At 37.1% G+C, this 19,797-nt stretch carries 14 protein-coding genes; 11 read left to right on the top strand and 3 right to left on the bottom strand.

Features of this window, described 5'->3' with window-relative positions; all coding sequences use genetic code 11:
• Positions 1-37 precede the first annotated feature (37 nt).
• From AC6BKE_RS24825 to AC6BKE_RS24800, 6 genes are all read left to right on the top strand, one after another.
• Positions 38-1,597, top strand: a complete 1,560-nt coding sequence (locus AC6BKE_RS24825) for a glutathione ABC transporter substrate-binding protein (RefSeq protein ID WP_036118773.1) — start codon at positions 38-40, stop codon at positions 1,595-1,597.
• Between the two features lie 43 nt (positions 1,598-1,640).
• Positions 1,641-2,891, top strand: coding sequence for an amidohydrolase family protein (locus tag AC6BKE_RS24820; protein WP_499858202.1), 1,251 nt, complete (start codon positions 1,641-1,643; stop codon positions 2,889-2,891).
• Complete coding sequence (locus AC6BKE_RS24815) at positions 2,888-4,099, top strand: amidohydrolase (RefSeq protein WP_342535040.1); 1,212 nt, start codon at positions 2,888-2,890, stop codon at positions 4,097-4,099. Before AC6BKE_RS24820 ends, AC6BKE_RS24815 begins: the two co-directional genes overlap by 4 nt.
• Positions 4,100-4,266: 167 nt before the next feature.
• The gene (locus tag AC6BKE_RS24810; protein ID WP_499858201.1) at positions 4,267-5,172 is read left to right on the top strand and encodes a DMT family transporter; all 906 of its coding nucleotides are present in this window, start codon (positions 4,267-4,269) and stop codon (positions 5,170-5,172) included.
• Between the two features lie 765 nt (positions 5,173-5,937).
• Positions 5,938-7,206: an L-lactate MFS transporter gene (locus AC6BKE_RS24805; RefSeq protein WP_036118777.1), complete on the top strand. Its 1,269-nt coding sequence runs from the start codon at positions 5,938-5,940 to the stop codon at positions 7,204-7,206.
• Between the two features lie 276 nt (positions 7,207-7,482).
• Positions 7,483-8,175, top strand: coding sequence for an AIM24 family protein (locus AC6BKE_RS24800; RefSeq protein WP_036118779.1), 693 nt, complete (start codon positions 7,483-7,485; stop codon positions 8,173-8,175).
• 469 nt (positions 8,176-8,644) lie between these two features.
• On the opposite strand, the gene AC6BKE_RS24795 is transcribed toward AC6BKE_RS24800, so the two are convergent.
• Complete coding sequence (locus AC6BKE_RS24795; RefSeq protein ID WP_036118785.1) at positions 8,645-9,895, bottom strand: BaiN/RdsA family NAD(P)/FAD-dependent oxidoreductase; 1,251 nt, start codon at positions 9,893-9,895, stop codon at positions 8,645-8,647.
• 287 nt (positions 9,896-10,182) lie between these two features.
• Between AC6BKE_RS24795 and asnB the strand changes: the two genes are divergently transcribed.
• From asnB to AC6BKE_RS24775, 4 genes are all read left to right on the top strand, one after another.
• The gene (gene asnB, locus AC6BKE_RS24790) at positions 10,183-12,033 is read left to right on the top strand and encodes an asparagine synthase (glutamine-hydrolyzing) (protein WP_271910733.1); all 1,851 of its coding nucleotides are present in this window, start codon (positions 10,183-10,185) and stop codon (positions 12,031-12,033) included.
• Positions 12,034-12,304: 271 nt separating this feature from the next.
• Complete coding sequence (locus AC6BKE_RS24785; RefSeq protein ID WP_342545298.1) at positions 12,305-13,918, top strand: putative polysaccharide biosynthesis protein; 1,614 nt, start codon at positions 12,305-12,307, stop codon at positions 13,916-13,918.
• 10 nt (positions 13,919-13,928) lie between these two features.
• Positions 13,929-14,642 carry a pseudouridine synthase gene (locus AC6BKE_RS24780; protein ID WP_036118789.1) on the top strand — a complete coding sequence of 238 codons (714 nt, stop codon included), beginning with the start codon at positions 13,929-13,931 and terminating at the stop codon, positions 14,640-14,642.
• Between the two features lie 158 nt (positions 14,643-14,800).
• A complete protein-coding gene (locus AC6BKE_RS24775) occupies positions 14,801-16,318 on the top strand; it encodes a GGDEF domain-containing protein (RefSeq protein ID WP_499858200.1) in 1,518 nt (505 codons plus the stop codon).
• Positions 16,319-16,366: 48 nt separating this feature from the next.
• Here the strand turns inward: AC6BKE_RS24775 and AC6BKE_RS24770 are convergent, their stop codons facing one another.
• Positions 16,367-17,536, bottom strand: a complete 1,170-nt coding sequence (locus AC6BKE_RS24770) for an MDR family MFS transporter (RefSeq protein WP_080717032.1) — start codon at positions 17,534-17,536, stop codon at positions 16,367-16,369.
• A gap of 272 nt (positions 17,537-17,808) precedes the next feature.
• Complete coding sequence (locus AC6BKE_RS24765) at positions 17,809-18,030, bottom strand: DeoR family transcriptional regulator (protein ID WP_036118795.1); 222 nt, start codon at positions 18,028-18,030, stop codon at positions 17,809-17,811.
• Positions 18,031-18,387: 357 nt separating this feature from the next.
• On the opposite strand from AC6BKE_RS24765, the gene pepV reads away from it, so the two are divergent.
• Positions 18,388-19,794 carry a dipeptidase PepV gene (gene pepV, locus AC6BKE_RS24760; protein ID WP_499858199.1) on the top strand — a complete coding sequence of 469 codons (1,407 nt, stop codon included), beginning with the start codon at positions 18,388-18,390 and terminating at the stop codon, positions 19,792-19,794.
• Positions 19,795-19,797: the final 3 nt, after the last annotated feature.

Genomic DNA, 19,797 nt, shown 5'->3' with positions numbered 1-19,797 from the left:
AAATGTAAGGATCAAATCATATAAGGAGGAAATGTTTATGAAGAAAATGAAGTTGATTTTATTTATGACACTCATTACCGTACTTGTTTTACAGGCATGTTCAACTGCAAGTAATCAAAGTTCAGAAGGTTCTAAGGAGGGATCAAAAAGTGTAGGAGGAGAATTAGTTGTTTTAAGAGCATCGGATGCGACAAGCCTTGATCCTCATTTTATTACAGATATTCCGTCAGCGAATATTATCCATGGCAAAATATATGAAACACTTGTTGCTTTTGATAGAGATCGCAAAATTGTTCCATTACTTGCAAAAGAGTGGGAGCAAAAAGATGATGTCACTTGGACATTTACATTAAATGAGGGCATTAAATTCCATGATGGAGCAGATTTTAATGCAGAGGCTGTTAAAGCTACATTTGATCGTATTTTAGATCCTGCAACTGGTTCACCACAACGTGATAAATTATCAATGATTAATGAAGCAGTGGTAGATGATACGTATGTTGTCACGTTGAAGTTAAAAGAACCATATGCACCGCTTTTATCTATTTTAGCAAGTCAAGAAGGTAGTATGATCAGCCCGAAAGCTATTGCGGAAGCGGCTGATGAATTAGCAACACATCCAGTAGGGACAGGTCCATTTGTATTCGAGGATTGGAAATCTGGTCAAGAAATTACATTAAATACAAACAAAGATTACTGGGGCACTGTACCGAAAGTAGATAAAGTAACATTTAAAGTCGTACCAGAGGACTCTACTCGTTTAGCAATGATTGAAAGTGGAGAAGCACATATCGCTGAACAAGTACCCGTAACAGAGATTGACCGCATAGAAAATTCTTCAACGATGAATTTATTCCGTGCCGAAGGACTTGCAGTAGAATTTATCGGTTTCAATGTGAAAGATGCACTATTATTAGATGTAAAAGTACGTCAGGCAATTAGTTATGCAGTTGACCGCGAAGCAATTATTAGTGGTATTTATGATAATGTAGGTACACTTGCAAATTCGGCAATGAGTCCTAAAATTATTGGTTATTCTAGTGAAACAAAACCATATGACTATGATGTAGTAAAGGCAAAAGAGTTACTAAAAGAAGCTGGCGTTAAAGAAGGAACAAAAGTTAAATTACTGACAAGTGACCGTAAAGAGCGTATCAATATGGCTGAGGTTATTCAATCTCAATTAAAAGGTATTGGATTAGATGTTGAAATTCAAGTAATGGAGTATGGTGCATTTATTTCTGAAATCACGAAAGAACAGCACCAAATATTTATTAGTGGTTGGGGTAATGCTACTGGGGATGCTGATTATAACCAATTTAATCTATTCCACACGGCTTCTATGGGACCTCCAGGCAACCATTTCTACTATTCAAATCCAGAGGTAGACAAGCTAATTGAGCAAGGGCGTTCTGAGTCAAATCAAGAAGCACGTAATGAAATCTACAAAAAGGCAATGCAAATAGAGTTAGATGAAGCTGTATACATTCCAGTTCGTAACTATGAGCATTTAGCAGTCTACAGCAATGCTGTAAAAGGTTTCTGGTTAGACGCATCTAACTACACAATAATCGGTGGCGTTGAAATTGTAGAATAATCGAATTTGGTGAAAGATAAAAAATACCAATTGGGAGGAAACTATGAGTAAACTATTGCTGAAAAATGTAAGATTAGAAGAAGCATATGAGCACGAAAATGAACATATTGTTGCAACTCGTACAGGTATTTATGATGTCCTAATCGTAGATGGGCATGTTCAACAAGTGGATAACAATATAGTGGCCGATGGAGACGTAGAAGTAGTGGATGCTCAAAAGCAACTATTAGTTCCTTCTTTCCGAGAAATGCATATCCATATCGATAAAACGTATTTTGGTGGGGAATGGCAAGCACCAAGACCCATTACTAAAGGGATATTAACGCGTATTGAAGAAGAAAGAACGCTATTACCAAAGCAATTACCAACGGCTGCTTATCGAGCAGAGGAAATGGTGAAGTGGCTTATTTCCCAAGGACATACACATATTCGTTCACATTGTAATGTGGACCCACAAATTGGGACAAAACACATTGACATAACAAAGCAAGTATTAGAAAAATATCAAGATCAAATCACCTATGAGATTGTGGCTTTTCCACAACATGGCTTATTACGCTCCAATGTGGAAGAATTGATCCGTGAAGCAATGGCAATGGGTGCAACGCTCGTTGGGGGCGTTGACCCATCCATTGTAGATCGCAATATTGAGAAATCACTGCACACAACGATGGGTATTGCCCAAGACTATAATGCAGGAATAGATATTCATATTCATACAGCTAACACACTTGGTGAATTTGAATTTTATAAGCTAATCGAGTTAACGAAACAGGCGAAAAAAGAAGGACAAGTGACAATTAGCCATGCGATGGCACTTGCCGATTTAGAACAGTCACGATTAGAAAATTTAGTACAGGCGATGGCTGCTGTACAAATGGATGTCACAACAACTGTACCAACAGACCTGAATCGTTCAACAATACCAATGCCTTATCTTTATAACAATGGTGTAAAGGTTTCTGTAGGACATGATAGTTTAACAGACCATTGGTCACCATACGGTACGGGCAATACGATTATGAAATTAAATGTGATGGCACAGAGATTCCGTTTTATCGACGAATATTCATTAAGTCGTGCTTGGAAATACGCTTCTGGTGGTATCACACCTTTGAACGACGCGGGAGAACGTGTTTGGCCACAAGCTGGTGATAAAGCCAATATGCTGTTAGTAGATGGCGTTAGCACTGCTCATGTTATAGCAAGAAGATGCCCAATTTCTACTGTTATTTCACAGGGCAAAATTATTCACCAACAGGAAGTAGGAGAGTTGAAAGGAGAATTCAGATGAAGCACTGGCTTACAAATGTTCTACTTGAAACAGGAGAATATGTAAAAGAAAATGATACAGTTGGTACGAAAGTGGAGCTTTTTAACCTTGAAATTACAGATGGCTATATTTCTCAAATTGTACCAGCAACGCAGGTAATCGATTCTCCAAATGAAGTAACAAATATGAACGGGAAGCTGCTATTACCTGCCTTTAAGGAAATGCATAATCATTTAGATAAAACATACTTAACTTTACCATGGAAGGCTTGTGTACCCGTAAAAAATTTAAAGGAACGACTTGATCGTGAAGCACAAGAGTTATCCGTTCTTGCTACAACAGGTAAACAACGTGCAGCTGCAATGATTGAGAAAATCGTTAAGAATGGCGCCAACCATATTCGTACCCATGTTAATATTGATCCTTACATTGGCTTGAAAAATTTAGAAGGTGTACTAGCGGCATTGGATGAATATAAAGATGTCGTGACGTCAGAAGTCATTGCCTTCCCACAGCATGGCTTACTAAGAGATGATGTCCCTAAATTATTGCGTGAAGCCTTACGCAATGGGGCAACGATGATTGGCGGCTTAGATCCAGCAGGGATTGATAATTCAATTGAGCCTTCTCTTTATGAAGTGATGGATATCGCACAGGAGTTTAATGTAGATGTTGATATTCACCTCCATGATGGTGGTCATGTTGGGTATTATACAATCGATAAATGGATAGATATCGTTGAGGATGCACAATATCAAGGTAGAACGGCGATTAGTCATGCATTTTCACTTGGGGATGTATCCGTTATGGAACAGCATAAAATCGCTGATCGTCTCGCACAACAGCAAGTGAAAATTATGTCTACTGTGCCATTCGATTTAAGACGTTTAATTCCACCAATTGATTTACTAACAGAGCACGGAGTAGATGTCCACTTTGGGTGCGATGGCTTTTATGATTCTTGGAGTCCTAATGGCTCTGGAGATATTTTAGAAAAAGCGACTACTTTTGCTGATATTTCTCGTAAGCTAGATGAACGCTCTATTCGACAAACATTAAAATATATTACAAATGGTGTAACACCATTAGATGCAAATGGTCAGAAGGTTTGGCCGAATGTGAAAGACGAAGCAAGCTTTGTATTCTTTGACGCAGTATCAAGTGCTGAGGTCATTGCACGTAAACTATCTAACCGAGTGGTTATGTCAAATGGTAAGTTTATCAACTAAGTATAAATCTAAATCCCCCTTATTTAGATATGATAGCAAACTAGAAATCTTCTAGTTTGCTATACTTATGTTTTAATAGAAAAGATTAATAAAGGAAAGGGAAGTAGATTTTTAATAGTTGACCCAGAACTTATGTAGAAGTCTCTTTACATGCAGGTATGATTAATATGAAGCAATTCACTATCTATATGATTTTATTTAGCTGTGTATTTTTTTGGGCCAGTAACTTCATTATTGGCTCGATTTTAATTGAACACTGGGCTCCTATAACAGTCGCCATTTTTAGGCTAATTATCATTGTTTTATTTTTGGGATGTATTAGTTGGAAAGCTATTACCCGAACAATATTTACGCGCAAGAATTTACTATTGTTGGTCATTGCAGGAATACTGGGCGTTTCCATTAATCACTATAGTTTTTATGCCAGCCTTCAGCATACTTCTCCTATCACTGCGGCTTTAATATTAGCCTGTGCACCGATTGCCACATCATTATTGAATAAATTGATTTATCATGAATCACGGAACGGCATATTTTGGCTAGGTGCGATCATTTCATTTGTAGGAGTGGGTCTCATCATTACAAAAGGAGCCCTCATCACCATTTCTATTGGTAAGGGAGAGGTGCTAAGTTTAATTACAATGCTAAGCTTTTCCTTATTTCTTATTATTGTGAATCATCTTAGTCTAAAAATGTCAGCTCAGTCCATCACCTTTTATACAAATCTAATTGGCTTACTGATGCTTATACCATTTTCTTTTACTATATTGCCGCAAACAAATTGGCAAGTAACATACCCCTATTGGATTTTGCTAGTTTTATCAGCAATCGTTATTCATGGGGTTAGTAATTTAATGTGGAATCAAAAAATGAAGGAAATAGGCTCGACGAATGCTTCGCTGTTATTGAATTTTGAGCCAGCTATTGCCATGCTGTTGAGTGCGATTTTTTTAAAGCAATTTCCTACCAGTGTCCAAATTTATGGCTCCTTACTGATTTTACTAGGGATTTTGCTATGTATTTATTATAAAGAAATAAAAGTTATGCTTTTTATGAAAGGAAAAACAAATTAAAAAATGTATTTTTCTGTACAGTATGTTAGAGGTAGCTTCTAACATGCTGTTTTTTGTAGCGCTTGTTTTATTTTTTTACAAAAACAATATGACTTCGAAAATCGTCTTGTTCCAGATTAATTGTATTCTATAAGAAGCAATTGATTTTGTTTAGTTGCCATTAATATTCAATTTCCTGAAATAAAAATGTATATTTGAATAATAAAAATAGGGAGCGATTGAAAGCTATTTATAAAATATGCATACTCTGTATTGTCAATAAATTATTTTTTTGAAAGTTTAAGTAAAAACAGAATTGATTTTTAATTTTTATTGCTACTTCTAAAAATTAAAATTTCGTACATTTATATGGTGAAATTCTCTTTTGTTCTAAAAATTTCTATTATTCATTAATTTGATCTGCTTCCTTTTTAGAGAAATAAGCATAAAAATATTGTTGGTAAAATAAGACGTATACAACATCAGAATGTGAAGTTATGCACAAAAATGATTATATTAATATAATTAATGATACCTAGGATAATAGAGTAGAAAAGTAATATTAGCTAAAAGCTGTCATGTTTTTTGTAGGAAAAACGAATTTATACTTAGAGACTGTAAGGCTTATGTGATAAAAATCATTAATAAAAAAACAAAATACTTTTTGGAGAAATAATATTTTTTAGAAAAACATCTTGCATTTGAATAATTCTAAGTGGTAAATTGTTTTACATGGACGTTCATAGAATTTTCACAGGTAGCAAAAGAGGGGAGAAATGAGAATTTATGAATAAAAATAGATGGTTAATTGCATTATCTGCAATCGCTATTCACCTTTCAATCGGTGGAGCCTATGCATACAGTGTATATAAGCTACCGATTGTCACAGAAATGGGATGGAGTGAAACAAAGGTAACGGTTGCCTTTACCATTATGATGGGGCTTGCAGGTTTCTCTGCCGCATTATTTGGTAGCTTAGTAGAAAAAATGGGGCCACGTAAATCGGCGATGGTAGCAGCTGTCTTATTTGGAGCAGGACAAGCTGGTGCGGGTGTAGCGATTTCAATGGATTCTGTTGTCATGTACTGGTTAACATATGGTGTTCTTAGTGGGTTAGGTATGGGGATTGGTTATATAGCCCCTGTATCAACACTTGTAAAATGGTTCCCAGATCGCCGTGGTCTAGCAACAGGTATGGCCGTACTTGGATTTGGATCTGGTGCATTAATTACAGCGCCAGTCGCAGCCAACTTAATGGAGGCAGTTGGCATTTCTACAACGTATTTTATTTTAGGGGCAAGTTATTTCACGTTAATGATTTTAGGGGCTTCATATATAGCGCCGCCTAAGCCTGGTTATATGCCAGCGAATATGAAGGCAGCTGCCGATAAAGGCAAAGAAGTAGTAAAGAAAGATTTAGCAGTGATGTCAGCGCGTGAGGCTGTCAAAACAAAGCATTTCTGGATGCTATGGTCCATGCATTTAGTCAATGTAACTGCGGGGATTATGATGATATCTGTTGCCTCTCCGATGGCACAGGAGATTGTTGGTCTATCAGTTGCTGGTGCTGCTGCAATGGTAGGAATAATGGGGCTATTTAATGGTGGTGGTCGTTTAATTTGGGCCGCTGTGTCTGATTATATTGGTCGTTCAAACGTTTTTGTTATTTTCTTTACAGCACAATTAATTACATTTATTGTCCTACCACATACAACAAACGTAATTATTTTCCAAGCACTTATTTTCTTAGTTGTTAGTTGCTACGGTGGTGGATTCTCGAATTTACCTGCATTTGCTAGTGATCTATTTGGTACAAAGCAACTTGGCGTTATTCATGGCTATTTATTAACAACTTGGTCATTAGGTGGTATTTTCGGACCGTTGTTAGTAAGTACAATTAAAAATGCTTACGGAAGCTATATTCCTGTGTTCTATGTATTTGCTGGGTTAATCGCAGCTTCATTAATTATTTCGTTAACACTACGTGCAGATGTACGTAAACAAACTGCTTTAAAAGCAGCACAAAATGTTGGAGATGTCTCCGCTACTCAATAAAGTGAACTTTCAATTGAGACAGGAACTATATAAGTGTCATTTCGCACATGGCACTTATATAGTTATTTTTTTGTAGCGATTGTTATATAACAATTATCGTTTCTTCATTTAATGTATAACAGTATATATTTGATGTCAATAACATGACTGGAAATGAAGTGATTTTATTATTAAAAGAGAAATTTTGTAACGAAATGCACAATCAGGGACAATCCGCTAAAATTTGAATCTTTTCTCAATAGTACACGTATATAAGGTAATTAGGAGGGATGAATCTTGGGGAAATTTTCTTTAGATGAATTTGTTCATAAAACACAGCAAGATGACAATGAGAATGATTATTTTGAATTGGAAACTGAACGAGTATTAGAAGTGAATCTAAACGGTGAAGTATGGTCAAAAATGGGTGCAATGATTTCCTATACGGGTGATATTAAATTTGAACGTGAGCGTGTGCTGGAGCATGGTCTTGGTAAGATGTTTAAGAAGGCTTTAACAGGTGAAGGCACGCAATTGATGAAAGCAAGTGGAAAGGGAAGACTTTATTTAGCAGACCAAGGAAAGAAAGTAACGGTTTTTGATTTGAAAAATGATAGTATTTGTGTAAACGGAAATGATTTACTTGCCTTTGAGCCTAGTATTGAATGGGATATACGCTTAATGCGTAAAATGGCTGGCATCATGTCAGGTGGTTTATTCAATGTGACACTACAAGGAACAGGGAAAGTGGCCATTACAACACATTTTGAACCATTGACATTATTAGTGAAACCAGGTGAAACAGTTTATACTGATCCACATGCTACCGTTGCATGGTCAGGAAATTTAACACCTGAGTTTAAAACAGATATCAGCTTCCGTACATTTATCGGTCGTGGCAGTGGCGAATCCATTCAAATGGCATTTTCAGGTGAAGGCTTTGTCATTATCCAGCCGTTTGAAGAAGTTTATATGTCTAGTGAAAGCTAAAAAGAGCGTGTCCGTTTTTCTTGGACACGCTTTTTCATAGTGTTGAAAAACAAAGCAATCAATAGCATTTTTGTGAAAGATGAAAATGGATTTCCGTTGCTGGCTACTTACTTTCCTGTAGGCGAGCGCCGAGCCGCTTACTCCGCTACCGCTCGGTGTAGGGTTTCAACTGTCTCGCTATCCCATGGGAGTCAAGTAGCCTGCCACCTCAACCCACAAATATTTAACTTTTTAGCAAAGGTTTTTAAATAAAGTGAAGGTGTTCACTACGCATTTATGAAAGCGTGTTGTAACTAAACACTTCTCCACATTGAAAGTAAGAGCCTGTTCTTTCTCTCATTATACAAATAAAGGGCTATTCGATTGCAACAGCTATATGAAAGATAAAGAAACATGGTGGAGGCGGCTTATCGGACGCCCCTTGAACGGAAATCAATCCCTTGCCTTGCCAAAAGGTCTTTCTCTTCTATTATAATGCAGCATGCATTCCTGCAATACGTCCCGTTACGAGCGCAGAGGTAATATTATAGCCCCCTGTATAGCCATGAATATCAAGAATTTCTCCACAGAAGAATAAACCTTCTTTTTTCTTTGATGCCATTGTTTTTGGCTCGATTTCTTTTACAGAGACACCACCGCCCGTAACAAACGCTTTGTCAAGTGACTGTGTGCCGCTCACTTTTAATGTGAAATTGACTAATAAATGTGCTAATTGACGAATTTTCTCTTGGGATAACTCAGCACCTGTTGATTGGACATCGATATTTGCTCGCTCACATAAGAATAAGAGCCACCGTTCTGGTGCAATGCCTTTCCAGACATTTTTCACAGCCTTTTTTGGATCTTCCTTGATTAGTTTATTTAAATATTGCAGACATGTTTCTTCATTATAATGAGGCAGTGTCTGAATACGTATTGTCACTGGTTCATAGCCTGTTTTCATTAATTCTTTCACAACGAACTGACTACAGCGTAAAACAGCGGGACCACTCAAGCCAAAATGGGTAAAGAGCATATCCATTTGATGTGTGACAAGTGTCTTGCCTTTTTTGTTGAGCACAGAGACAGCGACATCACGCAATGCTAGACCTTGAAGCTCACGCGCTTGGATAAAGTCCTCTTTTGATAGAACAGGCACCTCTGTTGGGAAGAGCGTCGTGATTGTATGACCAGCACGCTCTGCCCAAGGATAGCCATCACCTGTTGAACCGGTTTGTGGGACCGCCTTGCCACCAACTGCTACAATGACTGCTTGACTACGGACTTCGGAGCCATCCGCAAGACGTACACCCAAAATTTTATTTTCGTCCATCAGAAGCTTACTGACGGCTGTGTGTAAACGAACTTCAATATGTAGTCGTTGAAGCTGACGAATTAGTGTATCAACTACATCTTGTGCCCGATTGGATACAGGGAACATTCTGCCGTGGTCCTCTTCTTTTAGGGCGACACCAAGCCCTTCAAAAAATGCGATAATATCTTCGTTATTATAAACTGTAAATGGACTATAAAGAAAACGACCATTGCCAGGTATATGCTTAACTATTTCTTCGACAGGTAAACGATTAGTAACATTACAACGTCCACCGCCAGAGATGGCTAATTTCTTGCCAAGTTTTGCGCCTTTTTCTAACAATAACACTTTCTTTTTACGCTCTCCGGCAGCAATCGCCGCCATTAAACCAGATGGGCCACCACCGATCACGATTACATCATACATAGTTAGAAACTCACTTTCTGTTCAAATTAGGAATCTTTCCTATTATACATGAAGTCTATATAGAGAGGGGTTTTCTTGGACATTGAAAATAATAGAAAAGTGTTTTATAATTCCTTATCTCATCTTTCGTGATGAAGAGTGTTTATAGTAGAATGAAACACATGAATCTTTGTTATACAATTGTTTCGATGAAAGTTTTCCTTTATTAGCATTGTCAGCATGAAATGAACGTCTTTTCATGCTATTATGGTAAAGGTTATGCACTAAATTATGAGGTGAAAAATAGAATGTGCGGATTTATTGGTTATATTAATGGAACAAATGTGATTGATCATCATCAAACAATAGAAAATATGATGAATACAATTATTCACCGCGGACCAGATAGCGGCGGTATTCATAGTGACGATAAAGTAACGTTAGGTTTCCGTCGATTAAGTATTATTGACTTATCAGAAGTAGCAAATCAACCATTATATAGTGAAGACGGCAATATTGTGCTTGTATTTAATGGGGAAATTTTCAACTTCCAAGAGTTACGTGCAGATCTTATTGAAAAAGGTCATACGTTTAAAACACAGTCAGATAGTGAAGTCATTATTTATGGCTATGTAGAATATGGCGTAGATTTTGTGAAAAAACTACGTGGGATGTTTGCCTTCTGTATTTGGGATAAAAAGAATGATTTACAATTTATTGCACGTGATGGTTTTGGTATTAAACCATTGTACTATTCTGAGTATACAACAGATGGTACATTTATTTTCGGTTCTGAAATAAAATCGTTTTTACCACATCCTTCATTTATTAAAGAATTAAATAAACAGGCGATACGCCCATACTTAACATTCCAATATTCTTCAATGGATGAAACCTTCTTTAAAGGTGTCTTTAAATTACCACCTGCACACTATATGCTGATTCAAAATGGACAAAAGCAAATTGTGCAATATTGGGATAAAAAATTCCATGCAAAAGACGCACCGATTGAAAAATATATCGAAGAAATTCAGTCAACGGTTAAAGAGTCTGTAGAAGCTCATAAAATTAGTGATGTAAAAGTTGGTTCATTCTTATCTGGTGGTATTGACTCTAGTTATATTACTTCTTTATTACGCCCAGATAAATCCTTCTCAGTAGGATTTGCTGACTATGAAGATATGTTCAATGAGACAAATCTTGCAAAAGATTTATCAGATACGTTGAATATTCAAAATGAACGTAGATATATTACAGCGGATGAGTGCTTTGAAGCTCTTCCTAAAATTCAATGGCATATGGATGAGCCACAGTCCAATCCATCTTCAGTGCCACTTTACTTCCTTTCAGAGCTTGCATCAAAAGATGTAACAGTTGTGCTATCAGGTGAAGGCGCAGATGAAATTTTTGGTGGCTATGCTTGGTATCAAAACTCAGGGAAAATGCAAAAATACGAAAAACTACCATTAGGTCTTCGTAAAACATTACGAGGAATGGCAGAAGCCCTACCGAAAAATCAATATACGAACTTCCTTATTAAAGGTGCTCAAACGGTAGAAGAGCGTTTTATTGGAGAAGCAGTCGTGTGGGATGAAGTAGATGCCATTAATGTTTTAAAACCAGCTTATAAAAATGCGCCATCTGTAAAATCGATTACAAAACGTATTTATGATGAAGTGCCTGGTGATGACGATGTGACAAAAATGCAATACCTAGATCTAAACCTTTGGATGCCTGGTGACATTTTATTAAAAGCAGATAAAATGAGTATGGCTCATTCAATTGAATTACGTGTACCATTTTTAGATAAAGAAGTTATGGAATTAGCGAAAAATATTCCATCTAGATATCGTGTCAATGACATTGATACAAAATATGTTTTACGTCAAGCGGCACATCAAGAATTACCAGAGGAATGGGCGAAACGGCCAAAACTTGGTTTCCCAGTGCCAATTCGTCACTGGTTACGTGAAGAAAAGTATTACAGCATGGTCAAAGAAATGTTTACAACGGACTTTGCGAATGAATTCTTTGATACAAAACAATTAGTGGGCTATCTAGATGAGCACTATGAAGGGAAAGCAAATCGCGGTCGATATATTTGGACGGTTTATGTATTCCTAGTGTGGTATAAAAAGTTCTTTGTGGACATGGTATAAGAAATACGGTTAATCGGTGGGGATGTTCCATTCCTCACCGATTATTTTAAGGTCTTTTTTCATCAGGTATTTTTGAATGAACTTTTTGGTGTATTTATGCGTCTCATTTCCTATAAATATGTTAAGATTACAGTTGGTTTACTTATGCTATTCACAAGGTGATAGCGCTTGCATGTTGGTTTCTTTGAAGTAACAGAAACGAAAATGTTTTATAAGTATCCTTGAAGTGTTACGATATTAATATTGATTTTACAATGAATGGATGGGTATGATGTCCAATTTAATGAAAGGTACTGCGATATTAACACTGGGGATGTTTTTATCGAAGGTACTCGGATTAATTTATATTTTTCCGTTTTATGCAATTGTTGGCGAAAAGAACATTGCGCTTTATCAGTATGCATATATTCCCTATTCTATTATGTTGGCAATAGCTATTTCAGGTGCGCCAATAGCCGTCTCTAAATTTGTCTCCAAGTATAATGCAATGGGAGACTATCAATCAGGTCGCAAGCTGATGAAATCGGGCATACTCATTATGATGGTAACAGGCTTCGGGGCATTTATCGCACTCTTCCTGCTTGCAACGCCGATAGCAGGGCTAGTTATTAAAAGTGAGGAACAAGTCTTTACGGTTGAACAAATTGCTTCGGTGATTCGCTGGGTCAGCTTTGCCTTAATCGTCGTACCATTTATGAGTCTATGGCGCGGCTTCTTCCAAGGCTATGACAAAATGGAGCCTACGGCAGTTTCTCAATTGGTAGAACAAATTGTGCGAATTGTTGTGTTACTTGGTGGTTCTTTCTTAGTCGTTGTGGTGTTCAAAGGGAAGCCAGAGACAGCGATTTCGTTTGCTGTGTTTGCTGCCTTTATTGGGGCAATCGGTGGATTAGGTGTTCTTTATTACTACTGGAAAAAATATCAGCCTGAATTCAACTTATTACGTAGCCAAAGTGTGACGTCTACACAGCTACCGATGTACAATATTTATAAAGAAGTGATTACCTATTCCATACCAATGGTGTTTGTTGGAGTAGCCAACCCGTTATTCCAATTAGTTGACATGCTTACATTTAATGGGGCGATGACTTCCATTGGTTTAGCAGAAGTGACAGATACTTATTTATCGATGATAAACTTTATGACACATAAGGTTGTCATCATTCCGGTCATGCTAGCGACAGGCTTTTCAATGGCATTAGTACCGACGATTACAAAATATTACACACAGGGTGAGTATTTATCGCTACGCCATGCGATGGATAAAACCTATCAAATTTTAATTTTTATTACATTGCCAGCTGTAGTAGGTATTTCTCTTTTAGCTAATGAAATCTACTTCATGCTTTATTCAGAAAGTGAAATGGGTGCTACTATATTAGCGCATTATGCACCAGTTGCGATTTTATTTGCATTATTCCAAGTAACAGCAGCGTTGTTACAAGGGATTGATTTTCAAAAGTGGATTGTCTTCAGCTTATTATCAGGGATATTCGTTAAGCTAGCGTTAAATATTCCATTCATTCGTTGGCTGGAGGCAGATGGTGCCATTGTGGCAACTGCAATTGGCTATAGTGTATCGATTCTTATCAATATCCTTGTGCTACGAAAAACATTGAATTATCGATCAGAAATGGTTGTTCGTCGTGTTATGTTGATTGCTTTATTGACAATGGCAATGGCAATTAGCGTGCTCGTTGTGCATAAATTATTGGAATTGCTTATGGGCCCAGTAGATAGTAAATTCTCAGCATTACTATTCTCTATTATTTGTGCGGGTGTTGGTGTGGCTGTTTACGGCTTTTTATCACTGCGCTTAGGTTTGGCACAAAAGTTATTGGGTGAACGATTAACGCGCATTATGAGCAAACTGGGAATGAAATAGGAGTGGTACTATGCGTTTAGATAAATTACTAGCGAATATGGGGTATGGTTCCCGTAAAGAAGTGAAGCAGCTATTAAAGCAAAAGGCTGTCACAGTGGATGGTGCTTATGTTAAAGACGCAGCGCTACATGTAGACCCAGAACAGCAGATTGTATCAGTGTTTGGAGAGCGCGTTGTTTATACAGAGTTTGTCTATTTTATGATGAATAAGCCACCTGATGTTATTTCTGCAACAGAAGATTTAAGAGACGAAACGGTGATTGAATTATTAGAGCCATTGCATCAGCATTTTCAACCTTTCCCAGTTGGACGGCTGGACAAAGATACAGAAGGGTTACTGTTATTAACCAATGACGGTTTGCTGGCCCATAATTTATTGTCTCCGAAAAAACATGTGCCAAAGGTTTATTTTGCACAGATTGAGGGCGTTGTGACGGAAGAAGATGTCGAGAAATTTGCGCATGGCGTGGAATTAGATGATGGCTACGTTACAAAGCCTGGAAAGCTTGTGATTCTACAATCTGCACAGCAATCAGAAATAGAGCTGACAATTCAGGAAGGCAAATTTCATCAGGTGAAACGAATGTTTGAGGCTGTGGGTAAACGTGTAACGTATTTAAAGCGGTTGTCTATGGGGAATCTTCACCTAGATGATAAGCTGGCATTAGGTGAATATCGTGAACTAACTGCAGAAGAGCTAGCCAGCTTACAAAACAATCATTAACACAATCCTCGGTGCTACTATAGCATCGGGGATTTTTTATATACAGTATGATGACAGTAACGGTATAATATGAATGAGTTACTGTGATGTACTCATGTAGCTTATCATTATCTAAAGTTTTTAAAATATGATGGTGAAAATAGGTAGAGGACAAATATATGAAGAACCTGCGTATAAAATTATTACTATCTTTAATAGCTTTTGCAGTCATACTCGTTGCTGTCATTTCATATGTCAACAGACAAATACTAGTGGCAGATATCGAGAAGCAAGTGGCCATGAATAAAGTATTAATTGAAAATCATATTCTGACAGATATGCAAACGATCGATAATGCTCATTTTTATTTTGATAAAAATATGTCAGATAATATGGAACAGGAACTTAGAAAATTACAAAACGATTATCGCAAAAATCCTGCTATTGAAACTTGGGATTTGCAACAGAAGAAACAGAAGCATGGTATGGATATTTACATAGTAGATCAATCCAACAAGGTGATTTACACGACATTTGAGAAAGATATTGGTTTGGATTTTTCGAGCTGCTGTCAGCGTTTTTCGGCATTATTGGATGAGCGGCGTGCTAGTGGTGAGTTTTATACAGATGGAATAGATATTTCGACAACGACAGGAGAATACCGAAAGTTCGGCTATTTGGCAACGCATGATAAGAAATATCTGCTTGAGTTAGGCATAGACTTACTGAATGATCCAGTCTTTCAAACCTTTAATTTTGAGAAAACCGCAGAATCCTTAATTGCTAAATACGAGGATTTAGTAGAAGTGCAAATCATTAACGCCGGTGGAGTTTTTTTTGATGATTCTAGATTGAAGAAGATCACCGTGCGAGATCAATCCAAACAATTTCAGCAATATTTTGAGCTAGCGAAGAAAAAAATGGAGCCAGTTGAATTTCAAAAAGCATTACATCATGGTTATATAGAAACGCATCTTTTTTTGCCTTATGAAGCAGAGACAGTGAGAGGGGAGTCTTCAAAAAGGCTTGTTTATGTGAAATTTGTCAATTCTACTAAAATAGAAGCGCTCCAAAAAAATACAAAACAATTTTGGATTTTACTATCCATTGCCTTGCTAACAGCATTTATTATGCTATTAGTCATCAATAAAATTTTATCTAAAACAATCTATCTTGCCACATTCGATCCGTTAACGGGTGTCTATAATCGTGCTACCTATATTCGGAAGTTTGACAATTTATTAAAAAAACGAAAAATGAATGTGCCTGGTTTGTTGTTAATCGACTTGGATAATTTTAAGCAAGTAAATGATCAATTTGGGCATGTGGAAGGGGATCGTATCCTGATTGAAACAGCCATGATTTTAAAGCATGTAGTGAAAAACAATGGCTTTGTCGTGAGATTCGGTGAAGATGAATTTGCTATTGTCTTGTACGATACGACAGAACAACAGATGCAACAAATTGCAGAGGCCATTTTGACTCAAATCAGAACCGTAAAATATGAGGGATATGCTAGTGAAAAATGGTCCGTATTATCTGTCAGCATGGGTGGCGCCATTTATCATCATGTTGAAGAGACAGAAATGAGCTTATTTGAACGGGCGGATAAGGCACTATATCAATCTAAAAATGCAGGTAAAGATCAATATTCTAGTTATGCTGAGGTCGCTGCTGACGAAGACTATAGTATTTAAAAAAACGCTCCATTCTATCATTAGCCAATGATAGCAATGGAGCGTTTTTTAATGCGTTGTCGTTTTGGATCTATAAAAGAAACAACTACATAATACAAGAATGGCGATGACAGCAAACATAGCATTCATATAATGAGTCAATAACCAACCACCTATTATGGGTCCAATAAAGCCGCCTAAATTTTTAAATTGCGCAGCGCCCAAATAAGTTGCTTTTTGTGTATCTGGTGCAATTTCATCAATCATAACATTCATTGTTGGGAAGGCAAAAATCTCACCTATTGTAAAAATAATCATGGCGATGATATAGAGCGTATAATTATTGGAGAATCCGAATAAAAATAGACCAATTGCAAAGAACAGTATACCTACCAATAATGTTGCGGACGATGAAAACCGCTCTGATACAATGCTTATTGGTAATTGTAATAATAAGACAACCGCTGCATTGAGAGAGATTAATAGCGAATAAAGTTTCGCACCTTCCTCGATTTTTAATTCAATGATTTGTGGTAATGTAGAATCAAATTGAGAGTATCCTATATTGATTAGGATGGCACCTAAAATAAAGCTAAGTAGTACACGATTTGTTAATAAAATTGTGAATGTACTTAGTATTTTTGTTTGAGTGACAGCTTTAGGTTGTTGCATTTGATAACGGTTTAACACGAAAAATAAAAATACAGCATAAATGATATACATAATACCTGTCAGCATAAAGGGGATACTTGGACTTGATAGCTGTGAGATGTACACACCGATAATAGGGCCGATGACCGCTGCAATATTAATGGCTGTATAACGTAACGAAAATAGTCTTTTTCGTTTATCAGCAGGTGTAAAATCAATCATTAATGCCTGTGTGGAAGGTTCAAAAAATGAACGACAAAGACCATTCAAGGCATTGAATAGGACAAAGAGCCATACGGTATGAACAGTTGCAAAGCCGAAAAATACAAGGCTCCAAACAATAATCGTTAGTAAAATAACACTTTTTCGACCAAAGCGATCTGTTAGATAACCACCAAAAAATCCACCAATAGTGGAAATAAGTGGCGCAATTCCAATCGTCAACCCAATTTGTAAAGGGGAGGCTTGAATTTCATTATGTAGATAAATAGCTAAAAAAGGCATTGCCATAAAGCTTGCAATACGTGTAAATATTGTTCCGCCTAAGATAATCCAAACTAATGGATGAAAGTACGTTGACAATTTCAAATAAAATCCTCCTCTCAACATTTAGAATGTTTCGAGTTTAACGGATTGTTAAGCAACTGTAAATAGTCAAAATAATCTTGAAGGAGCACATAGGGAAATTTTTCTGTAAGTATGGAGCATAAAGGGTATGTTTTGAATGCACAATAGTGAAATGACTGGCCCTTCCAATAAGCCATAAAAAAATCTAATACGCTTATAACGACAAAAAAGAATGACCCCGACGAAAGGTCATTCTTTTTCCATACACAATGCTTTACGTACAAAACGTAAAACTAAGACGTCATTTTTACTTTTTTCTTCGTCGTTGTCCATTTGCCTCGACTTGGACTCATTACCAAATCGTTAAAGGCTAACACGTTCAAATCTCTTTGAACGGTGCGAGGAGTGATACTAAACTCTTCGACTAAATCCTGTGTAGACACGGTTCCTTTGTCTAAAATAAACATGTACACGTCTTTAATACGATTAAGCATTCGATCAGTAGTTGGTTTCATTAAATGAACCACTCCTTCATCTTAATTCTCTTGGCAAAGACTAGCGGACGACAATATGTGCGGAGTGCACTTAGGCTAATAAGTAGCTGCCTTAGACATCCCCTTTTCTAATTTTATAGTCAGAACAATTATTCTGATAACTTCATTATATAGAAAAACTACTTAATTTTCTAGTGAATGCAAGAGAAATTTACATTTGAAACATAAATTTTATACTGTATTTTGTGGGAATACGTGAAAAACATGCTATATGTGGTAGTGTCAGTAGAAGTTACTGAAAATAGTTGTCAGAAAGCTGATTGTCATATATGTTGTAAGGTGTAGAATAATGTTGATACTTTGAAGGAGGTATATGGTATGGATTGGTTACAGGCTGCAAAAGAAAGGCAAGATGAATTGATACAAGAGTTACAGGAGCTTGTGCAAATTAATAGTGTTCTTGATGAGGATACAATAACTACTGAAGTACCATTTGGAGATGGTCCACTTCAAGCGCTTGAATGGTTACTAGCAAAAGGTCAGAACGAAGGCTTACAAACGAAAAATGTTGATAATTATGCTGGGCATATTGAAATGGGTTCAGGTGAAGAATTACTTGGTATTTTATGTCATGTTGATGTTGTACCGGTTGGAGACGAAGCTGACTGGACATACCCACCATTCAGCGGTACAGTAGCAGACGGTAAGTTATATGCACGTGGTGCGATTGACGATAAAGGTCCTACGATTGCGGCATGGATGGCTATGAAGCTTGTGAAAGAAGCTGGTATTCCATTAGAAAAAAGAGTACGAATGATTATTGGTACGGATGAAGAAACAGGATTCCGCTGTGTCGACCACTATTTTAAACAAGAGGAAATGCCGACAATTGGTTTTGCACCAGATGCGGATTTCCCGCTCATCAATGCGGAAAAAGGCATTGCCGAGCTTGTGTTCTCTCAAAATAAAATAGGTGATGCAACGAAAGAACAACTACTACTATTTAATGCAGGAAAGCGCCCAAATATGGTACCTGATTTTGCGAAAGCAACAATTCAGCATGTCTCCGAGCCATTCGAACAGAATTTTCAAACATTTTTAAGCAAAAATCAGCTAGATGGCTCTTTATTAATGGAGGACTCTCGCTATATAATAACTATCAAAGGTAAAGCAGCCCATGCAATGGAACCAGAAAAAGGTGTTAATGCAGCTGTTTATCTTGCAGCATTTTTACAACAAGAGTTGACGACAGAGGCAAGTAAACAATTTGTTGACTTTATCGCACATGTTTTTTATCAGGATCATTACGGCCATCAGCTTGCGCTACAGTTTGAGGATGCAATGTCAGGAAAAACTACATTAAATCCAGGTATCGTCAGCTATGATGTTCATAAAGGTGGCAGTTTAGTAATTAGTATGCGCTATTCTGTGTCCTACCCATTCGATGAAAAAATAACGGCGGCTCAACGCTTAACGGTGGAAAAAGGGTTCTCACTAGATATTCAAGACGACTCCAAACCGCATTATGTCAGTGAAGATGATCCATTTATCCAAACATTAGCAGCTATTTATAGACGCCAAACGGGTGATAGAGAAACACCTCTATTATCGACAGGTGGTGGGACGTATGCACGTGTGATGAAAAAAGGTGTGGCATTTGGCATGCTGTTTCCGGGAGAGCCAGATGTAGCGCATCGTGCAGATGAGTTTGTTGTCGTTGAAAATCTCGTTAAAGCTGCAGCAATTTATGCTGAAGCAATTGTTGAACTTGCAGGAAAAAAATAACTA

The sequence above is a fragment of the Lysinibacillus sp. COL-1 genome (genome assembly GCF_059814265.1).
This window is presented reverse-complemented; position numbering and strand designations above follow the sequence as displayed.

What these genes read in the sequence shown, in the direction of transcription:
- AC6BKE_RS24775 (WP_499858200.1), top strand. Translation starts at nt 14,801, where the DNA reads ATGAAGAACCTGCGTATAAAATTATTACTATCTTTAATAGCTTTTGCA.
- AC6BKE_RS24820 (WP_499858202.1), top strand. Translation starts at nt 1,641, where the DNA reads ATGAGTAAACTATTGCTGAAAAATGTAAGATTAGAAGAAGCATATGAG.
- AC6BKE_RS24825 (WP_036118773.1), top strand. Translation starts at nt 38, where the DNA reads ATGAAGAAAATGAAGTTGATTTTATTTATGACACTCATTACCGTACTT.
- AC6BKE_RS24780 (WP_036118789.1), top strand. Translation starts at nt 13,929, where the DNA reads ATGCGTTTAGATAAATTACTAGCGAATATGGGGTATGGTTCCCGTAAA.
- AC6BKE_RS24765 (WP_036118795.1), bottom strand. Translation starts at nt 18,030, where the DNA reads ATGAAACCAACTACTGATCGAATGCTTAATCGTATTAAAGACGTGTAC.
- AC6BKE_RS24810 (WP_499858201.1), top strand. Translation starts at nt 4,267, where the DNA reads ATGAAGCAATTCACTATCTATATGATTTTATTTAGCTGTGTATTTTTT.
- AC6BKE_RS24805 (WP_036118777.1), top strand. Translation starts at nt 5,938, where the DNA reads ATGAATAAAAATAGATGGTTAATTGCATTATCTGCAATCGCTATTCAC.
- AC6BKE_RS24815 (WP_342535040.1), top strand. Translation starts at nt 2,888, where the DNA reads ATGAAGCACTGGCTTACAAATGTTCTACTTGAAACAGGAGAATATGTA.
- AC6BKE_RS24795 (WP_036118785.1), bottom strand. Translation starts at nt 9,895, where the DNA reads ATGTATGATGTAATCGTGATCGGTGGTGGCCCATCTGGTTTAATGGCG.
- AC6BKE_RS24785 (WP_342545298.1), top strand. Translation starts at nt 12,305, where the DNA reads ATGTCCAATTTAATGAAAGGTACTGCGATATTAACACTGGGGATGTTT.
- asnB (WP_271910733.1), top strand. Translation starts at nt 10,183, where the DNA reads ATGTGCGGATTTATTGGTTATATTAATGGAACAAATGTGATTGATCAT.
- pepV (WP_499858199.1), top strand. Translation starts at nt 18,388, where the DNA reads ATGGATTGGTTACAGGCTGCAAAAGAAAGGCAAGATGAATTGATACAA.